At 70.1% G+C, this 17,876-nt stretch carries 14 protein-coding genes; 6 read left to right on the top strand and 8 right to left on the bottom strand.

Annotated elements, in window-relative coordinates; all coding sequences use genetic code 11:
- Nucleotides 1-10: 10 nt before the first annotated feature.
- The 5 genes from ACFFGY_RS18785 to ACFFGY_RS18765 are packed head-to-tail and all read right to left on the bottom strand — an operon-like array spanning nucleotide 11 to nucleotide 5,695.
- Nucleotides 11-1,201, bottom strand: coding sequence for an ABC transporter ATP-binding protein (locus ACFFGY_RS18785; RefSeq protein WP_377046058.1), 1,191 nt, complete (start codon nucleotides 1,199-1,201; stop codon nucleotides 11-13).
- 3 nt (nucleotides 1,202-1,204) lie between these two features.
- Complete coding sequence (locus ACFFGY_RS18780) at nucleotides 1,205-2,035, bottom strand: carbohydrate ABC transporter permease (RefSeq protein ID WP_377046057.1); 831 nt, start codon at nucleotides 2,033-2,035, stop codon at nucleotides 1,205-1,207.
- The gene (locus tag ACFFGY_RS18775; protein WP_377046056.1) at nucleotides 2,032-2,940 is read right to left on the bottom strand and encodes a carbohydrate ABC transporter permease; all 909 of its coding nucleotides are present in this window, start codon (nucleotides 2,938-2,940) and stop codon (nucleotides 2,032-2,034) included. The genes ACFFGY_RS18780 and ACFFGY_RS18775 overlap by 4 nt, the downstream gene beginning before the upstream one ends.
- 17 nt (nucleotides 2,941-2,957) lie before the next feature.
- Nucleotides 2,958-4,220 carry an ABC transporter substrate-binding protein gene (locus ACFFGY_RS18770; RefSeq protein ID WP_377046055.1) on the bottom strand — a complete coding sequence of 421 codons (1,263 nt, stop codon included), beginning with the start codon at nucleotides 4,218-4,220 and terminating at the stop codon, nucleotides 2,958-2,960.
- Between the two features lie 38 nt (nucleotides 4,221-4,258).
- A complete protein-coding gene (locus ACFFGY_RS18765; protein WP_377046054.1) occupies nucleotides 4,259-5,695 on the bottom strand; it encodes a M24 family metallopeptidase in 1,437 nt (478 codons plus the stop codon).
- 719 nt (nucleotides 5,696-6,414) lie between these two features.
- Here ACFFGY_RS18765 and trpS point away from each other — a divergent pair.
- Nucleotides 6,415-7,416 carry a tryptophan--tRNA ligase gene (gene trpS / locus ACFFGY_RS18760; RefSeq protein ID WP_377046053.1) on the top strand — a complete coding sequence of 334 codons (1,002 nt, stop codon included), beginning with the start codon at nucleotides 6,415-6,417 and terminating at the stop codon, nucleotides 7,414-7,416.
- 437 nt (nucleotides 7,417-7,853) lie between these two features.
- Nucleotides 7,854-9,386, top strand: a complete 1,533-nt coding sequence (gene murJ, locus ACFFGY_RS18755; RefSeq protein ID WP_377046052.1) for a murein biosynthesis integral membrane protein MurJ — start codon at nucleotides 7,854-7,856, stop codon at nucleotides 9,384-9,386.
- A gap of 175 nt (nucleotides 9,387-9,561) precedes the next feature.
- On the opposite strand, the gene ACFFGY_RS18750 is transcribed toward murJ, so the two are convergent.
- A complete protein-coding gene (locus ACFFGY_RS18750; protein ID WP_377046051.1) occupies nucleotides 9,562-10,074 on the bottom strand; it encodes a L,D-transpeptidase family protein in 513 nt (170 codons plus the stop codon).
- Complete coding sequence (locus ACFFGY_RS18745) at nucleotides 10,071-11,348, bottom strand: GTP cyclohydrolase II (RefSeq protein ID WP_456316174.1); 1,278 nt, start codon at nucleotides 11,346-11,348, stop codon at nucleotides 10,071-10,073. Before ACFFGY_RS18745 ends, ACFFGY_RS18750 begins: the two co-directional genes overlap by 4 nt.
- A gap of 358 nt (nucleotides 11,349-11,706) precedes the next feature.
- On the opposite strand from ACFFGY_RS18745, the gene ACFFGY_RS18740 reads away from it, so the two are divergent.
- On the top strand, nucleotides 11,707-12,426 hold the full coding sequence (locus ACFFGY_RS18740; RefSeq protein WP_377046050.1) for a response regulator transcription factor: 720 nt from the start codon (nucleotides 11,707-11,709) through the stop codon (nucleotides 12,424-12,426).
- Between the two features lie 111 nt (nucleotides 12,427-12,537).
- Here ACFFGY_RS18740 and ACFFGY_RS18735 read toward each other — a convergent pair whose 3' ends face one another.
- Entirely contained in the window at nucleotides 12,538-13,314 is a 777-nt protein-coding gene (locus tag ACFFGY_RS18735) for a GNAT family N-acetyltransferase (RefSeq protein ID WP_377046049.1), read from the bottom strand.
- Between the two features lie 390 nt (nucleotides 13,315-13,704).
- Here ACFFGY_RS18735 and rho point away from each other — a divergent pair, with 390 nt between their 5' ends.
- The 3 genes from rho to ACFFGY_RS18720 all read left to right on the top strand — a co-directional run bounded on the left by rho (nucleotide 13,705) and on the right by ACFFGY_RS18720 (nucleotide 17,872).
- Nucleotides 13,705-14,988, top strand: coding sequence for a transcription termination factor Rho (gene rho, locus ACFFGY_RS18730; protein ID WP_377046048.1), 1,284 nt, complete (start codon nucleotides 13,705-13,707; stop codon nucleotides 14,986-14,988).
- Nucleotides 14,989-15,173: 185 nt separating this feature from the next.
- Nucleotides 15,174-16,376 carry a homoserine O-acetyltransferase MetX gene (gene metX / locus ACFFGY_RS18725; protein ID WP_377046047.1) on the top strand — a complete coding sequence of 401 codons (1,203 nt, stop codon included), beginning with the start codon at nucleotides 15,174-15,176 and terminating at the stop codon, nucleotides 16,374-16,376.
- Between the two features lie 224 nt (nucleotides 16,377-16,600).
- Nucleotides 16,601-17,872 (top strand): hypothetical protein, encoded by a 1,272-nt coding sequence (locus tag ACFFGY_RS18720; RefSeq protein ID WP_377046046.1) that lies wholly within the window; start codon nucleotides 16,601-16,603, stop codon nucleotides 17,870-17,872.
- Nucleotides 17,873-17,876: the final 4 nt, after the last annotated feature.

Here is a 17,876-nt window from a genome sequence, read left to right as displayed (position 1 = left end):
CGGAGGTGGTTCAGGACAGGACCGGCACGGCTTCGGCCGCCGCCGCCGCGCGCCCGTCCAGGCGGTGGCCCGACGCGCCGTCGAACCACAGCGCGTCCGCGTCCAGGTAGTCGAGCGAGCAGCGCTGCTCCGGCGTCACGCGCGGATTGCCGGGCAGGCGCACGAAAACCAGGTCGTGCTCGATCAGCGCCGCCTCGCCGTGCTCCTGTCCCGACAGCAGCCGGCACCCCAGGATGGTTTCGGCCCCCAGCCGCTCCACGGTGGCCACCTGCGCCGGCAGCCGTCCGATCCCTTCCGCGTGCAGGCTCAGCTTCTCGGGCCGGATGCCCAGCAGCAGCGCGGCCGAGTGCGGCACCGCGCCCGCGTGCTCCCAGCCCAGCGTGTCCGAAACGGTGAGCCGCGAGCCGCGCGCCACCACGGGAACGAGGTTCATCGGCGGCGCGCCCACGAAGCGCGCGACGAAGGTGTTGGCCGGGTTCTCGTAGATGCCTTCGGGCGTGTCGATCTGCTGCACCACGCCGCCGTTCATGACGATGATACGGGTGGCCATCGTCATGGCCTCGACCTGATCGTGCGTCACGTAGATGAAGGTCTTGCCCACCTTGTTGTGCAGGGCCGAGATCTCGGTGCGCGTCTGCGTCCGCAGCTTGGCGTCGAGGTTCGAGAGCGGCTCATCGAGCAGGTAGAGCGACGGGTCGCGCACCAGCGCGCGGGCCAGCGCCACGCGCTGCCGCTGCCCGCCCGACAGGCTGCCCGGGCGGCGGTCGAGCAGCGGCTCCAGCTCCAGCTGCCGGGCGATGCGTTCCACCGCAGCCGCGATCTCCGGCCGGCGCGTCAGCCGGCGGCGCATCACGCTGCCCACCACCGGCAGGTGGTACCACGGCCGGAAGGCGTCCATCACCAGCGGAAAGGCGATGTTCCCGCGCACCGTCAGGTGCGGGTACAGCGCGTAGCTCTGGAACACGAAGGCGACGCCGCGCCGGCGCGGCTCCCACTCGTTGGCGCGCACGCCGTCGAACAGCAGCTCGCCGGAGGAGATGTCGCTGATCCCCGCGATCATGCGCAAGAGCGTGGACTTGCCGCAGCCCGACGGCCCCAGCAGCACCAGGAACTCCCCGTCCGGCACGGTGGCGTCGAAGGCGCGGATCACCGCGTTGTCGCCGAACGACTTGGAGACCTCGCGGAAGCGCAGCTCAGGCATGGCTCAGCCCTTCACGGCGCCGGCAGTCAGGCCGGCGACGATCTTTCGTTGGATCAGCAGGAAGAACACGAGGGCCGGGATGCTGAACACGAAGGCCGATCCCATCACCGCCGACATCGGCGTCTCGTACTGACCGATAAACGAGGCAAGCCCCACGCTGGTCGGCCACAGCCCGCGGTCGCGCAGGAAGGTCGCGGCGAAAAGGTACTCGTTCCAGCCGGCAAAGAAGGCGATCACCGCCGCCGCCGCCAGGCTGGGCGCGATTAGCGGCAACACCACCAGCGTCAGGATGCCCAGGCGCGGGCAGCCGTCCACCGTGGCGGCCTCCTCGATCTCGTGCGGGACCGCGTCCATCGCGCCCTTGAGGATAAAGGTCGCCACCGGCAGCGAGAAGGCGACGTTGGCCAGCACCAGCCCCGTGAGGCTGTTCAACAGTCCCATGGTGATGAACATGGCGTAGAGCGGCACCAGGATCAGCGCCTCGGGCACCACCTGCGTCATGAACAGCAGGAAGCCCACCAGGCCCCGCCCGCGAAAGCGGAAGCGGCTCAGCGCGTAGCCGCCCACCGCGCCGAGCACGATGCTCAGCACCGTGGTCCCGGCGGCGATCACCGCGGTGTTGGCGAGCCATCCCAGGATCGGCACGGAGGCGAGTTCGCCCAGCAGGGCCGGCAGGTTGTCCGGCCGTGGCCAGAACATCTGCCCGCTGCCGTAAAGCTCGGCATTGGACGACAGCGCCGTGGTGGCCATCCAGTAGACCGGGAAACCCGCGAAGATCACCAGCAACAGGATCAGCAGCGCGCGCAGCACGCCCCGCAAGGCCCGGCCCCTCATGCCCGTCCCTCCGCGCCGGCCCGCCGGCGTTCCACCGCGATGTGCAGCGCCGCCACCAGCAGCGCCAGCACCAGCCCGACCACGCCGTAGGCGCTGGCCAGGCCCAGCTGATAGCCCTCGAAGGCCACCTGCCGGATCCTGACCACCAGCGTGCTGGTGCTCCCGAGCGGCCCGCCGCCAGTGAGCAGGTAGATGATGTCGAAGCGCCGGATCGACCACACCGCCACCAGCAGCGACACCAGCTGCACCGACGGGATGATGTGCGGCAGCGTCACGGTGCGGAACACGTTCAGCGCATCGGCCCCGTCGATCCGCGCCGCCTCGCGCAGCTCGCCCGGCACCGACTGCAGGGCTGCCAGCACCACCAGCATCACGAAGGGCGCCACCTGCCACACCGTCACCAGCAGGATCGAGGGCAGCGCCAGCGTGGTGCTGGTCAGCCAAGCGAAGCGCCCGAGGCCCAGCGCCTCCACCACGGTGTTCAGCACGCCCGACTGCTCGTTGAACATCCACAGCCAGATCAGCGCCGTCGCCACGTTGGGCATGGCCCAGCCGAACAGCAGCACCGACCGCACCACCGCCCGCCCCGGGAAAGGCCGGTCGATCGCCAGCGCCGAGATCACGCCCAGCAGCACGCCCAGCACCACCGACACGGCGGCGTAAACCGCCGTGGTCCAGAGCGAGCCGTAGAAGGACGGGTCGTCCAGCAGCCGCTCGTAGTTGCGCAGGCCGATGAAGCTGCCGCCGTTGGGATTGACGATCCGCGTGTTGGTCAGGCTGATCCAGATCTGCCGCCCCAGCGGCCAGAACATGAAGACGCCCAGGTAGGCCATGGGCGCCGCGAGAAAGGCGTAAGGCAGCAGCGCCCTGCCCGCGCCCCGCCCGCCGGAAGTTGCGCGCGCCACCAGACCCTCCCGTCCGCTCAGAACTGCTGATCGACGCGCCGCTGCGCCTCCGCCAGCGCCGGTTTGGGATCGGCACCGGCGACGATCACCCGCTCCAGCGCTTCCATCACCGGGCGCATGATCTGCGTGGTCTCGACCTCGTAGCCGGGGATCAGCGTGCTGCGCGACGTCTTGGCCAGTTCCACGAAACGGTCCGCCCAGGGGTTGGCGGCGCGGAACTCCTCGGTCACCGGCACGTCGGTCGCCAGCGCGTCGGGGCCCGATGCCTTGCGCAGCGACATCTGCCCGTCCGCGCTCACCAGCCAGCGCAGGAAAGCGATCGCCTCGTCCTTGTGCTTGCCGTTGCCATTCACGCCCAGGAAGATCTGCTGGTGCGCGCCGGGCTTCGGAAAGGGCAGGGGCGCGGCGTAGAGGTCCTTCGCCGCCAGCGCGCCGCCGGACACGATGTTCAGCGTGCCGCCGCTGTTGTCGATGCTGAAGGCGACCTTGTTTTCCTTGAAGCGGGTGCGCTGCGTCGGCATGTTGTCGCCGATCGGCAGGATCTTCGCGTCGTACATCTGCTTGAAGGCGCGAAAGGCCGCCAGCGCTTCCGGCGTGTCGACGGTGATCTTCTGCCCGTCCACCCAGTTCACGCCGTAGCCGTAGGCCCAGTTCTGGAAATCCATGAACCAGCCCGAGAAGTCGGCGATCTGGTGGCGCGCGGTGAAGCCGATGGCCCCCGTTGCGGCCGTGACGGCGCGGGCGGAGGCGATCAGCGCCTCCACCGTCGTCGGCACCGCGGCGTGCCCCGCGTCGAGCAGCGGCTTGTTGTAGATCAGCGCGTAAACGGCGCGCTGCCAGGCGATGCCCAGGCGCTTGCCCTTCACCACGCCGTTGCCGTTGGTCGCGTTGAGGTTGGAAACACCCTGCGCCACGGGCGCGAGGTCCACCAGGAAGCCCGCATCGGCGATCGAGTAGAACAAACCTTCCTGCATGATCGCGATGTCCGGACCCTGCCCGGCACCGAATTCCGTGGTCAGCCGGTTGTCGAACTCGGCGGAGGGGATGGCCTCCTGCTCCAGCGTGACGTGCGGCGCGACCTTCTGATACTCCAGCACCGCGTTCCACAGGCTCTTGCCGCGCAGCGCGTCGAGCCACTGCGAATTGGCCAGCACCAGCGTCACCGGCGCCTTCGCGCCTTGCGCCGCGGCCTTGCCCGCCCGCGCCGCCATCACGCCTGCGACGCCCGCGGCCGCGGCGGCCTTGATCATGGAGCGGCGGTTAAGGTGTTCAAACCCCATCGAACTCTTCTCCTCGGGTGTTGCGCGCCGGCGTGGCGTCAAACGGTGATGCGGTGCGTCTCGAGCGGCGTGTGGCAGCTCAGGTTCTCGAGCCCGTCCGCCGTCACGAGGTAGCAGTTGCCGAGGTTGGCCCCCGCGACCTCGGGCTCCAGCCACTGCGAATGCAGCACGAAGGTCATGCCTTCCTCGAGCACGTCGTGGTTGTTGGAGGCGATGTTGTAGTTCGCGAAGCGCGGCATCGAGACGGAATGGCCGACGTTCGGATTGTGCGGCCCCTGCGTCGCCGGATAAACGTGCATCAGCCGGCGTCCCTGACGCTCCCAGTCCTCGTCGGCGACGTGGCGACGTGGCACCAGGCGCGGGCCGCCATCCTCCGCCGCTTCCCAGTTGTAGGGCATGGTCCGGCTGTCGTGGGAAGCGAGGTAGCCGCGGCGGATATAGGGCTCGAAGGAGGCGTTGGCGACGGTGGACACCAGCGCGCCGGGCCGCGCCGCGGCGGCCGCGGCCTCGACGCCCTCGGTGCACATCCGCAGCACCTCTTCCTGCTTCGCCGTGATGTCGCCCACCGCGATCATCCGCGCGATCTGCGCGTTGTAGCCGTGATAGGTCACGCCCGAGATATACAGGTTGATCAGGTCGCCCGGCCGCACGACGTGGCCGTAGGGCTTGCCGCAATGCGTGCCGTAGCGGTTGATGCCGATCTGGTAGCCGTCGCCGCTCTCGCCGCCACGCGCCATCTGCGCGAAGGTGAAGGCGGCGTAGATCTCGTGGTCGGTCACGCCCGGCCGGATCACGTGATAGGCCGCCTGGATGCCAATGTCCGCGAGCTGCGCCGCGGCGCGCACCTGCTGCTGTTCCAGCGGGGAACGGCGGCGCTGCATGCGGTCGATGATCGCCTCGGCCTTCTCGAAGCGGCAGCGCGGCAACTCCCGCCGCAACCCGTCCCAGCACCCTTGCGACAGCCCGTCACCGATCAGCCCGACCTGCGAGGCCGCGAAGCCCGAACGCTCCAGGAAGCGCGCCACCGCCTCCACCAGCTTGTCCACACCCCGCCCCGGGCGGTTGTAGGTTTCGCGCCCCCAGGTGCCGATCTGCCAGATATCCTCGACCAGCAGCGGCTCGCCCGCCGGCGGCAGCACCACGGAGGAGGAGAAGAACGAGAACATGGTCAGCGGCCGGTCGTCGTCGGTCGGCACCACCAGCAGGCCTTCGCGCGTCCAGTCGCACATGTAGCGCAGGTAGGAGTTCGACACCCGGTACCAGCCGATGCTGTCGGCATGCACCAGCATCACGTCGTGCCCCGCCACCGTGGCCTCGCGCCGGATGCGCCGCAGCCGGTCCGCGAACTCCGCTTCCGGCAGGGGGTTCACGGGCTGGAACTCGAATGTCGGCTCGAAGCCGTCGAGCAGCGCCTCGGCACGGTTGCGCTGCATCCCCGGGAGGGTGTTCGAGGGGGAGGGCAGCGAGGAGGTCATGGGCAGGTTCCGGTCACGCGGCTTTCGCTGCGGCGGATCGTAGGAAATCAAAAATCCGCTGTATACCAAGCCGTTAAGCCAGTTTCTCGCTCAGTTGCTTGCGCCGGAGGCAGATCATCAATATTCGGCCGGCCGGCGCAAAATAATTCCAGCGGCTTCCTGCGCCTGCCCGCGGTAATGGAGCAGAAACATCGCGCTATGCCGCCGTGGCCCGGCTGGCCCTGATGCAAAAAACCCGGATCGACCTGAAAAATGCGTCAGGGATGGTCGCAGGGGATGCACAAAGCATCAGCAGGGGTGGAGGCCGAGGCGCCCACCCCCGCGCCTCGCCCGGGCTCTCGCAACTGATCGCCTCGCGCGTCATGAGCACCCGTTCCGGGGTGGGCGCCGGAAGCGCGCTGATCCGGCGGAAACACCGCCCGGCGGGCGACCGCCACCGCCTGGCCTGCGTCACGCCCGTTCTTCGGCGGAACTGCTGAAACGCTTGCGAACCGGGCTACGGGTCCTGCACATTCGCGTCGCCACGTTCCGCACGCGCCGGGGTTCCCGGCCGCGGACGGTGCGGGCCGCCCCGCACCTGACCGGGGGCAAAACGGCCGGTAAGGAAGTAAGATAGTAAGATGGTAAGGAAGTAAGGCGAACCGGCCGGTCGCTTGACGGGGCGCTTCCCGCGCGGGAAACCCCAGCGCTTCCAACAACAGCAACGGTCTCCACCCCCGATGCAGCGCGTCTTCTCCGGAATCCAGCCTTCCGGCATTCCCACGCTGGGCAACTACCTCGGCGCGATCCGCAACTGGGTGCCGATGCAGAACGGCGACAACTCGCTCTTCTGCGTGGTGGACCTCCACGCCATCACCGTGTGGCAGGACCCGAAGGAGCTGAGCCGTCAGACGCGCGAGATGGCGGCGGCGCTGATCGCCTGCGGCCTCGACCCCGAGCGCTGCATCCTGTTCGTGCAGAGCCACGTCCACGCGCATCACCGCCTGGCCTGGATCTTCACCTGCGTGGCCCGGATGGGCTGGCTGAACCGCATGACGCAGTTCAAGGACAAGGCCGGCAAGGACCGCGAGAACGTGTCCACCGGCCTCTTCGTCTACCCGAACCTGATGGCGGCCGACATCCTGGCCTACCATGCGACGCAGGTGCCGGTGGGCGACGACCAGCGGCAGCACATCGAACTCGCCAATGACATCGCCCAAAAGTTCAACCACGACTACGGCGAGGAGTTCTTCCCCAACATCACGCCGCTGATCCAGGGCGTGGCGGCGCGCGTCATGTCCCTGCGTGACGGCACCAAGAAGATGTCGAAGTCCGATCCCTCGGACCAGTCGCGCATCAACCTGACCGACGATGCCGACACCGTCGCGCTGAAGATCCGCCGCGCCAAGACCGATCCCGAGCCGCTGCCCTCCGAACTGCGCGGCCTCGAAGCCCGGCCCGAGGCGCGCAACCTCGTGGGCATCCTGGCGGCCATGACCGACACCACGCCCGACGCGGTGCTGGCCGAGCACGGCGGCAAGGGCTTCGGCGCCTTCAAGGAAACCCTGGCCGAGGCGCTGGTGGCGAAGCTGTCCCCCATCCAGGGCGAGATGCGTCGCCTCCTCGACGACCCGGCCGCCGTGGACGCCTCGCTGCGCCGGGGCGCCGAGAAGGCCGCGGCCATCGCCGACCCGATCGTGACCCGCGCCGAGGCGCTGGTGGGCTTCCTGCCGCGCGGCTGATCCGTGCGTGGTGCTGTCCCGGGGGAGAGAAGGAATTCTCTCCCCCGGACCCCCACTCATCTTCTTTTGGGACGCTGCCGCGGGAACGGGGCAGGCTGGTCGCGAAAACGGCGGCGGCCGGCGCTACTCAGAAAAACCAAGCTTCCTGTCAGCCCTTGCTGACGCATCCCTCGCTCCGGCTCCATGAGCCGGAGCGCACGGCCCTGACCACGTTCGCGCGGCAGCGTCGGAGAAAGAGATGAGGGAGAGGGGTCCGGGGAGGGGGGGGAACACCTTCTCCCCCTCCCTGGGTCCAGCAACCAGCACCACCCGCCAGATCACCCCCACCGATGACGCGCAGAGCCGCACGGCGCGGCTTCCGCCCGCCCTGGCACTTCGCTAAGCAACACCGCTCCGCCGCGTGGGGACGCGATGGAACCGTGGGGGGCTGGACAAACATGCTTCGGGGCATCCTGACCGTCGGCGTCTGGACGCTGGCGAGCCGCGTGCTGGGTTTCGCGCGCGACATGCTGGTGGCGGCGCTGATGGGCGCGGGGCCGGTGGCCGACGCCTTCTTCGTGGCGCTGAAGCTGCCCAACCTGTTTCGCCGCTTGTTCGGCGAAGGTGCCTTCAACGCCGCCTTCGTGCCGGCCTTTGCCGCGACGCTGGCGGGTGACGGCCCCGGCCCGGCACGCCTGCTCGCCGAGCGCATGGGCACGCTGCTGACGCTGTGGCTGGCGGCGCTGACGATCCTGGGCTGGATCTTCATGCCGCAGGTGCTGACGGTGCTGGCGCCGGGCTTCAGCGATGACCCGCTGCGCTGGCAATACGCCGTCGAGATGACGCGGATCACCTTTCCCTACCTGGTGTTCATCTGCCTCACCGCGCTGGTGTCGGGCGTGCTCAACGGCTTGAACAACTTCGCCGCCGCGGCCGCCGCGCCGGTGCTGTTCAACATCTTCGCCATGGCGGCGCTGCTGGGCCTGACGCCGCACGTCGCCACGGCCGGCCACGCGCAGAGCTGGGGCGTGCTGGCCTCGGGCGTGGCGCAGCTCGCCTGGGTCTGGTGGGCGGCCAAGCGCGCCGGAATGCCGCTGCACTTCCGGCTGCCGCGCCTCGATCCCAACGTGCGCGTGGTGCTGTGGCGGATGGTGCCGGGCGTGCTGGGGGCGGGCGTGACGCAGCTCAACCTCGCGGTGGACGTCATCATCGCCTCCACACTGCCGGCGGGGGCGGTGTCCTACCTGTACTACGCCGACCGCGTGGCGCAGCTGCCGCTGGGCGTGATCGGGGCTGCGGTCGGCACGGCACTGCTGCCGCTGCTGGCCCGCCAGTACCGTGCGAAGCAGCCGCTCTCGGCGCACCGCACCCTCAACCGCGCGGTGGAGTTCTCGCTGGCACTCGCCCTGCCGGCGGCGGCCGCGCAGATCGTGGTGGCGGCGCCGATCGTGGACGCGCTGTTCCAGCGCGGCGCCTTCGGTACGCAAGCCGCCGCCGCCACGGCCGAGGCGCTGGTCGCCTACGGCATCGGCCTGCCGGCCTTCGTGCTGGTGAAGGCCTTTGCGCCCGGCTTCTTCGCGCGCGGCGACACGGCGGCGCCGGTGCGCATCGGCATCGCGGTGGTGGTGCTGAACCTCGGGTTGAACCTCGTGCTCAGCCGCTACCTGGCCCATGCCGGCATCGCGCTGAGCACCGCGATCGCGGCCTGGGTCAACGTGGCGGCGCTGTCGGTGATGTTGCGCCGGCGCGGCGCCTGGCAGATGGACCGGCGCCTGCGCACCAAGCTGCCGCGCCTGATCATCGCCACGGCGGTGATGACGGCGGTGCTCTGGGGCGCGGCCTCCCTGCTGTTTCCGGCCGAGAGCCTGCGCGTGCCCCGGCTGCTGCTGCTGGTGGGGCTGGGCCTCGCCACCTATTTCGGCGCGGCGCATCTCCTGGGCGCGCTGGACCTGCGGGAGCTGCGCGGGATGCGCCGGCGCCGCACCGCCTGAGCCTCCCGGTGCGCACCTGGGCCGCCCGCGCGCCGCAGCGGGCGGATGACCGGTTTGGGCGTGGCCGGTCCCGGAGTTGGCGTCGGGGAACGGCCTCCGCGGGCGGTTCCGAAAGACGGGCAGGATACGGAATTCCCGTGACGCCCACCGATGGCGGCGCCCGGCACCGTTCCGCTCAGCCCTGGCGGACCTCCAGGTCCGTCAGCCCCATCGCCAGGACGCGCAGCAGGTCGGGCAGGGGCAGGGCGACGCAGCCCTCGGTGGGCCGCAGGTCGGGCCGCGCGACGTGGAGGAAGATGGCACTCCCCCGGCCGCGCACCACGGGCGCGTCGTTCCAGCCCAGCACGCCCACCACGTCGTAGAGCCCGTCGGAGCGCCACAGCTCCTCGTGCCGGGCGGGGTGGGGCAGGCGCACCGCGCGGTTGTAGTCGGGGTGGGTGGCGTCGTCGCACCAGCCGTCGGTGGGCGCGATCGGCTCCACCGGCACGGCGCAGCGCGGGGGGCTGAGGCGGTCGGCGCGGTAGAGCACGCGGCGCAGCGGCAGCCGGCCCACCGGCGTGGCGCCGTCGCCCTCGGCCTTGTCGGCGCGGATGCCGCCGGCGCCGAGTGCGCAGGGCCAGCTGTCGCGCTCGATCACCAGGCGCCCGGTGCGCGCGCCCGGGGCGTCGGGCAGGACGAGCGCGATCATCCGAACAGGTGCCCAAAGCGGCGCGCCTTGGTGTCGAGGTAGCCGTCGTTGACGCCGTTGGCCACGAAGGCGTGGCGGACGCGCGCCGCCACCTCGATGCCGCAGGCGGCCAGGCCCGCCACCTTCTCGGGGTTGTTGGTCAGCAGACGCACGCGGGGAATGCCCAGCGCACGCAGCATCTCGGCCGCCACCAGGAAGCTGCGCTCGTCGGCGCCGTATCCCAGCGCCCGGTTCGCGTCGAGCGTATCCAGGCCCCGGTCCTGCAGCGCGTAGGCGCGCAGCTTGTTCACCAGCCCGATGCCGCGGCCTTCCTGCGCCAGGTAGAGCAGCACGCCGCCACCCTCGGCCGCCATGCGCGCGAGCGCGCCGCGCAGCTGCGGCCCGCAGTCGCAGCGCAGCGAGCCCAGCAGGTCGCCGGTGAAGCACTCGGAATGCACGCGCGTGAGCGGCGCGCCGCCCGTCGCCGCCAGGGCTTCCGGCTGCCCCACCAGGATCGCCAGGTGCTCGATGCCGCCATCGGCGGCGCGGAAGGCGACCACCCGGGCCTCGGGCGCATCCTCCAGCGGCACGGAAGCCTCGGCCACACGGGTCAGCGTCGCGGCGGCGGTGCCGGGATAGCTCAGGATATCGGCCGCCGGCACCTCGGTCAGCCCGGGCGGCAGCGCGCCCAGGGGGGTGGCGACCAGGGCCGGCAGCAGGCGGCCCAGCTTGGCCAGCGCCACCGCCGCCGCGGCCAGCGGCGGCACGGGGGCGGGCTGCGGACGCTCCGGCAGCAGTGTTTCCAGCGTGGGGTCGGCCAGCGAGCGCAGCACCTCGGGCAGCAGCAGCGCGGGCGAGGTCCGCAGCGCCACGGGCGCGGCCTCCGCCTCGCGCGGGGCTGCGGGCTGCAGCTCGACCGGGCGCGACAGCAGGGCCGCGGCGCGAACGGGCGAGAGCAGCAGCACCGGCTCCGTGCCGGTGAATTCCGCCAGGCCACGGGCCGAGACGGTTTCCGCCGCGGCCACCAGCAGCCCCTGGCCCAGCGAGGTTTCCGTGCAGACCGCCGTTCCGGCAGGGCTGGCGCCGGGGACGAGGCCGCGGATCAGCACCGGCGTGCCGCGGCGCAGCTCGCCCAAGGCGCGGTGGACGCGCCGCATCGCCATCACGCGTGGGTCCGGCACCTCTGCCTTGCGCTGCCGGCCGGAGGCCTGCGCCTCCCCGGCCCCACGCGGCTCCCCCGCGCTGTCCTGCGTCGGTCCGGAATGTGTCGGCCTGGGGCCGGCAAGACCACTCATTCTACGGCGTTCCCGTTCTCGCGTCCCTCGCGGCGACGCGGGGCCCTGTTCCAGGAGGATCTGGACCAGGGTCCGGTGACTTCGACCCGTGGCTCCGAGACTTCAAGCCACCGCCTCACGGCCAGTGGCATGCGACAGGATGGACGCCAAGGGCCCTTTTCCTGATCTATGGTGGTGCCGAGCGGCCACAATGTGACCTGCATGTCGGGAATGACAGGCACCACCCCTTGCGTTTGCGGCCCCCCGCACGAAATCGCGACCGCACGCCCTTGCACGGCCGTTCGGCGGTCTGCACAATCCGAGAACATGTCCGGGAACCCCCTCAGGGTATTCCGGCCGCCCGAAGAATGAGGATGGTATGTCCGGCCCGCGGCCGATCCTGATCGTGGACGATGATTCATCGCTGCGCGCGACGCTCAGCGAGCAGCTTTCCCTCGAGGGCGAGTTCACCGCTCACGAGGCCGGCACGGCCGACGAGGCGAGCAAGGCACTGCTGGCGCCGGGCGCCCGCTTCGATGCCGTGCTGCTGGACATCGGCCTGCCCGACGGCGACGGCCGCGACCTTTGCGCCCGGCTGCGGCGCGAGGGCGTTCGCGTGCCCATCGTCATGCTGACCGGTGCCGACGGCGAGAGCGACGTTGTGCGCGGCCTCGACGCCGGCGCCAACGACTATATCGCCAAGCCCTTCCGCATCAACGAGCTGCTGGCACGCCTGCGCGCCCAGCTGCGCGTCTTCGACAACAGCGAGGACGCTGTGTTCGTGGTGGGGCCCTACACCTTCCGCCCGGCCTCCAAGGTGCTGCAGGACACGGCCAAGAACCGCCGCATCCGCCTCACCGAGAAGGAGTGCTCCATCCTCAAGTTCCTGTACCGCGCGGGCGGCCGTCCCGTGGCGCGGCAGGTGCTGCTGAACGAGGTCTGGGGCTACAACGCGGCGGTAACGACGCACACGCTCGAGACGCACATCTACCGTCTCCGCCAGAAGATCGAGCACGACCCGGCCAATGCCGCGCTGCTGCTGACCGAGGGCGGCGGCTACCGCCTCGACCCGGCTGCCGGGCGCGCCGTCGCGGCCTGAGGGCCGCCCGGAACACAACACGGACAGCGCTTCTGCCGCGTGCGGCGGGGCTGCTGACCGATCCCCCCCACCGCACACCAGCATTCCTTTCCGGACGCGTCCCGGCCCGTCTCAGCCGAGCGTGAAGTAGCGGTAGCGGTACACCTCGCGCAGCCCTAGCCGCGCGTAGAGCGCCAGGGCCGGAGCGTTGCCCGGCGAAACCTGCAGCCAGGCATGGCGCGCACCCTGTTCCAGCCCCCAGGCGGCGGCACTGGCCAGCACCCCCTGAGAAAGCCCCCTGCGACGCTGGGCCGGCGCGGTGGCCACGTCGAAGAAGCCGCACAGCGAATCGTCCGCCACCGCGTGTGCCGCCGCCGCCGGCTGCCTCCCCACCCGGTGCAGCAGCCAGCAGCCCGGCCGGGCGAGCAGGGCGGCCGCTTCCAGCTTCTCGGCGCGCCGCGCCGGCGTCTGGTGCTCGGCCGTCGCCTGCACGGCGATCCAGTCCTCGCTGGGTTGGGCCAGCCGTTCCCCTAGCGGTGCCGCGGCCGCGGCAACGGCGGCGAGCGGGCCCAGCAGGATGCAGGCGCCCTCCACCTCGCCGTAGCCGCGCGCGCGCAGCGCCGCCTCCAGCCCCGGCGGGTCCAGCGGGGTGGACCGGAAGCGCGGCCGCAACCCGTGGCGGCGGAAATCCCGCTCGATCCGCGCGATCCGGTCCGGCAGCGCCGCGTCGGGCGAGGGGTCGAGGCAGCTCGCGGCGTTGGCGCGGCCCGTGCCGCCCCGGAAAAGGCGCACCACGAATCCCCCGTCCCAGGCCAGGCGCGGCGCGGGCGTGGCGGTCAGCGCGGCGCGCTCCAGCGTCAGGATGTCGGGGATGGCCGGCGCGGCGGAAGGGGGGATGGGATCGCTCATGCTCCGGCCCTCCCACGGGTTTTTCCGCGCGGCAAGGGGGCGCGCCCGATGCCGGTCCCGGCCCGGTGGAGGCGGGGGCTGGGCCGTTGTTTTACCGTTGCATGAACAGGGTTTCCGCCAAGTGACGAAGGCTAAACACTTTTTTCCCTTGACCTGCGCGACGCGGCTTCCCTAATGTCACCTTGCTTCCCAATAGAGGTGCCGCAAGCTCCGTAGAGCCTTGCCTCAGCTTCTACCCTCCTCAAATCCGGGACACCGCCGTTTCCGCCATCCGCGCTGGATGCGTGGTCCATAACGGCAAACAGCGTTCCCGCCCGCGCCCCACGCGCCGGCAGGCCCGCTCAGTGGAAGGGTCCCGCCCTCCCTGTCGAGACGGACACGTCCGCCGCCATGCATCTGTCTGAACTTAAAGCCAAGAGCCCGGGCGATCTTCTCGCCTTCGCCGAGTCGCTCGAAATCGAGAACGCCTCGTCCCTGCGCAAGCAGGACATCATGTACGCCATCCTCAAGACGCTGGCCGAGAACGACCAGGCGATCCACGGGGAGGGCACGCTCGAAATCCTGAGCGACGGTTTCGGCTTCCTCCGCTCCCCCCAGGCGAACTTCCTGCCCGGGCCGGACGACATCTACGTTTCCCCCACCCAGGTCCGCCGCTTCGGCCTGCGCACCGGCGACACGGTGGAGGGCCAGATCCGCGCGCCCAAGGATGGCGAGCGCTACTTCGCGCTGCTGAAGGTCGAGGCGATCAACTTCGAGCCGCCCGAGGCGCTGCGCCACCGCATCAACTTCGACAACCTCACCCCGCTCTACCCCACCCGCCGGCTGCGGATGGAGAACGCGGAGCTTGAGGCGCAGCAGGCCAACAACAAGGGCCCGACCAAGGACAACACGCACCGCGTGATCGACCTGGTGGCGCCGATCGGCATGGGCCAGCGCGCGCTGGTGGTGGCGCCGCCGCGCACCGGCAAGACGGTGATGCTGCAGAACATCGCCAAGTCGATCTCGGCCAACCATCCGGAAGTCTTCCTGATCGTGCTGCTGATCGACGAGCGGCCCGAGGAAGTCACCGACATGGCCCGCACCGTGCGCGGCGAGGTCGTGGCCTCGACCTTCGATGAGCCGGCGACGCGCCACGTCCAGGTCACCGAGATGGTGCTGGAAAAGGCCAAGCGCCTCGTCGAGCACAAGCGCGACGTGGTGATCCTGCTGGATTCCATCACGCGCCTGGGCCGCGCCTACAACTCGGTGGTGCCGTCCTCGGGCAAGGTGCTGACCGGTGGTGTGGACGCCAACGCGCTGCAGCGCCCGAAGCGCTTCTTCGGTGCCGCCCGCAACATCGAGGAAGGTGGTTCGCTCACCATCATCGCCACCGCGCTGATCGACACCGGGTCGCGCATGGACGAGGTGATCTTCGAGGAGTTCAAGGGCACCGGCAACTGTGAGCTCGTGCTCGACCGCAAGCTGTCCGACAAGCGCGTCTTCCCGGCGATCGACATCACCAAGTCGGGCACCCGCAAGGAGGAGATGCTGGTGGAGCGCTCCGACCTGTCGAAGATGTGGGTGCTGCGCCGTATCCTGAACCCGATGGGCACGCAGGACGCGATGGAGTTCCTTCTGGACAAGCTGAAGTACTCCAAGACCAACCACGACTTCTTCGACGCCATGAACACCTGACGCGGCCGGGCAGGGGCGTTGCGCTCCTGCCCTGTCATGGATCGAAAAGGGCGCAGGTTCCTCGCGGGGCCGGCGCCCTTTCTCTGTTCCGGCGCTTCCAGGCCACGGCGCCTGCACCGGCAACGAGCCCATGGCGCCGTCCCACGTGCTGGCAGGCACGCGGCTGTGACGGGGCTGTGCGCGCGATGCCTGATTTCGCCGGCGGCCGATCTGCTCTAAGCCTCCTGCCCGTGGATGCCGACCTTGCCCCCCTGCCGGACGTTGATCACCAGCGCGTGGTGTTCGAGGACGGGATGCTGCTGGACTGCGGCACCGTGCTGGCACCGATGGCGGTGGCCTACCGAACCTACGGGCGGCTGAACGCCGACCGTTCCAACGCCGTGCTGGTGTGCCACGCCCTGACCGGCGACCAGTACGTGGCCGAGACGCACCCGGTGACGGGGCGCGAGGGTTGGTGGAAGGGCGTGGTGGGGCCGGGCGACCCGGTGGACACCAGCCGCTTCTTCGTGATCTGCGCCAATGTCCTGGGCGGCTGCATGGGCTCCACCGGCCCGCGCGAGGAGATGACCGACCCCGCCACCGGGCGCGGGCTGGGCCGGCCCTGGGGCACGGATTTCCCGCACGTCACCATTCGCGACATGGTGCGCGCCCAGGCCAAGCTGGTGGAGCACCTCGGGATCAAGCGGCTGCTGGCGGTGGTGGGCGGCTCCATGGGCGGGATGCAGGCGCTGGAATGGGCGGCGACCTATCCGGAGCGTGTCTTCGCCTGCGCGCCCATCGCCACCGCCGCGCACCACTCGGCGCAGAACATCGCCTTCGACGAGGTCGGGCGCGCCGCGATCCATTCCGACCCGGCCTGGAAAGGCGGCCGCTACTGGGAAGACGGCTCGGTCCCGGCGCAAGGGTTGAGCGTGGCGCGCATGGTGGCGCACATCACCTACCTCTCCGAGGCCGCGCTGACCCGCAAGTTCGGCCGCAGGCTGCAGGGTGCCAAGGCGCTGACCTTCCTGGAGGACGTGTTCCAGGTGGAAAGCTACCTGCGCCACCAGGGCTCCACCTTCGTGCGGCGCTTCGACGCCAATTCCTACCTGACGATCACCCGGGCTATGGACTACTTCGACCTGGCCGCGGAACATGGCGGCGAGCTGTCGACCGCGTTCCAGAACACCGCGACGCGGTTCCTGCTGGCCTCCTTCTCCTCCGACTGGCTGTTCCCGACCGAGGAATCGCGCGAGGTGGTGCGGGCGTTGAACAAGGCTGCGGCCAACGTGTCCTTCGTGGAGATCGCCTCCGACAAGGGCCACGACGCCTTCCTGCTGGATGAGCCGGAGTTCCGTCAGACGCTGGCGGGTTTTCTGCGCGGGGCGGCGGAGAAGCTGGGGGTCTGAGGCCGGGAAGCCCGGGCTGGCGGGGTTGGCCGCAGGCCCGGCAGCCGTGCCGGGGCCTCGGGGGTGGGGCGCTGGAGCGGAGCCTGGCGCCGTCCGACATCGTGGGAAGGTAGCCGGTACGGAAACCTTCCGCCGCGGCTGGCAGAAAGTTCCGGACTGTTAACGAATTTGATTGAGCCGCCCTCCGGCCGAGGCACATCCTCAGCCCGCCGGGGGAGGGTGCCATGGCCAGCGAGAACGAGCCGTTGGGAGTGGGTTTCGATGCCTCGGGCGACAGAACCGAGGACCCGAGGTGGCGCTGGTTCTACAACCTGCTTCCGCCGGCCTTGGTGATCCTGGTCGTGCTCGCCTTCTGGCGCATCATCTTCAGCAACACGGGCGAGGTCTCGCTGCCCCTCGTGCTGTCGGCCTTCCTGTCCGTGTTCCTGGCCTTCCTGCCAAGCCTGATCTGCGTGGTGCAGAACACCAGCAAGCGGCGGCAGCACAACCGCCTTTCCTCGCTGAGGGATTATACCGTGAGCCGCACCGTCCATTACCGGGCGGCCAGGACGATCCTGAACACGGACATCGCCGGCCGGGTGGACCGCGACTACGCGGTGCCGATGTTCTCGTACTTCGTGATCCTGTTCGGCGGCTTCCTGACCGTGTTCATCGGCTTCTTCCACCCGGAATACTTCCGCATCCCCATGGTCGTCCTCGCCGGGATGCGGGTCGAGGCCGGGTCCGACACGACGGCCTACCAGCTCCAATCCTTCTCGATGCTCTCCTTCGCCTTCCTGGCCGCCTATATCTACTCGCTGGGGCGCCTGCTGGACCGGGTGAACAACAACGACCTTTATCCCATCTCGCTCTACTACTACGCCGCGCGCATCGTGATCGCCGTGGTGGTGGCGGCCGTGCTGCGTCACGCGGCGAGCGCCGTCGGGCTGAACGGAAATTCCTGGCTCCTGCTGATCGCTTTTACCGTGGGCTTCGCGCCCGACCTGCTGATCCTGGCCCTCATGCGGCGGGGCTTCCAGGCGATGAAGATCTGGGGGGTGCGCGACGACCCCGCGCCGGACGCGACGCCGAGCAGCTTCTCGCTGCTGCTGATCGACGACCTGAGCCGGGAAAAGATCGACCGGCTCAACGAGCTCGGCATCGACAACGCCCAGGTCCTGTCCCAGCAGAACCCCTTCCTGCTGCTGCCCCGCCTTCCTTACGACCTGGTTCTGATCGTCGAGTGGATCGCCCAGGCGCAGCTCTACTGCCTTGTCGGTGAGCAGTTGCTCGGACGGTTGCGGGCGGACTGCGTGCGCAACATTTGCGACTTGCACGAGCGCCTCCGCGATGCCGCGACGCGCGATGCCTTCGGCGCGAGGGTGGGCCTGCCGGCGGAGACGGCCGGGGCCATTCTCCGCCAGATCGAGCAGACCCCGTCCTTCGGACGGTTGTGGGAGGTCCGGCAGGCGCTGCTGCTCGACCTCCAGCAGACCGACACCCGAACCGCCGCGTGACGGC

The organism is Roseomonas elaeocarpi (assembly GCF_042433915.1).
GTDB classification, from domain to species: Bacteria; Pseudomonadota; Alphaproteobacteria; order Acetobacterales; family Acetobacteraceae; genus Roseomonas; species Roseomonas elaeocarpi.
This window is presented reverse-complemented; position numbering and strand designations above follow the sequence as displayed.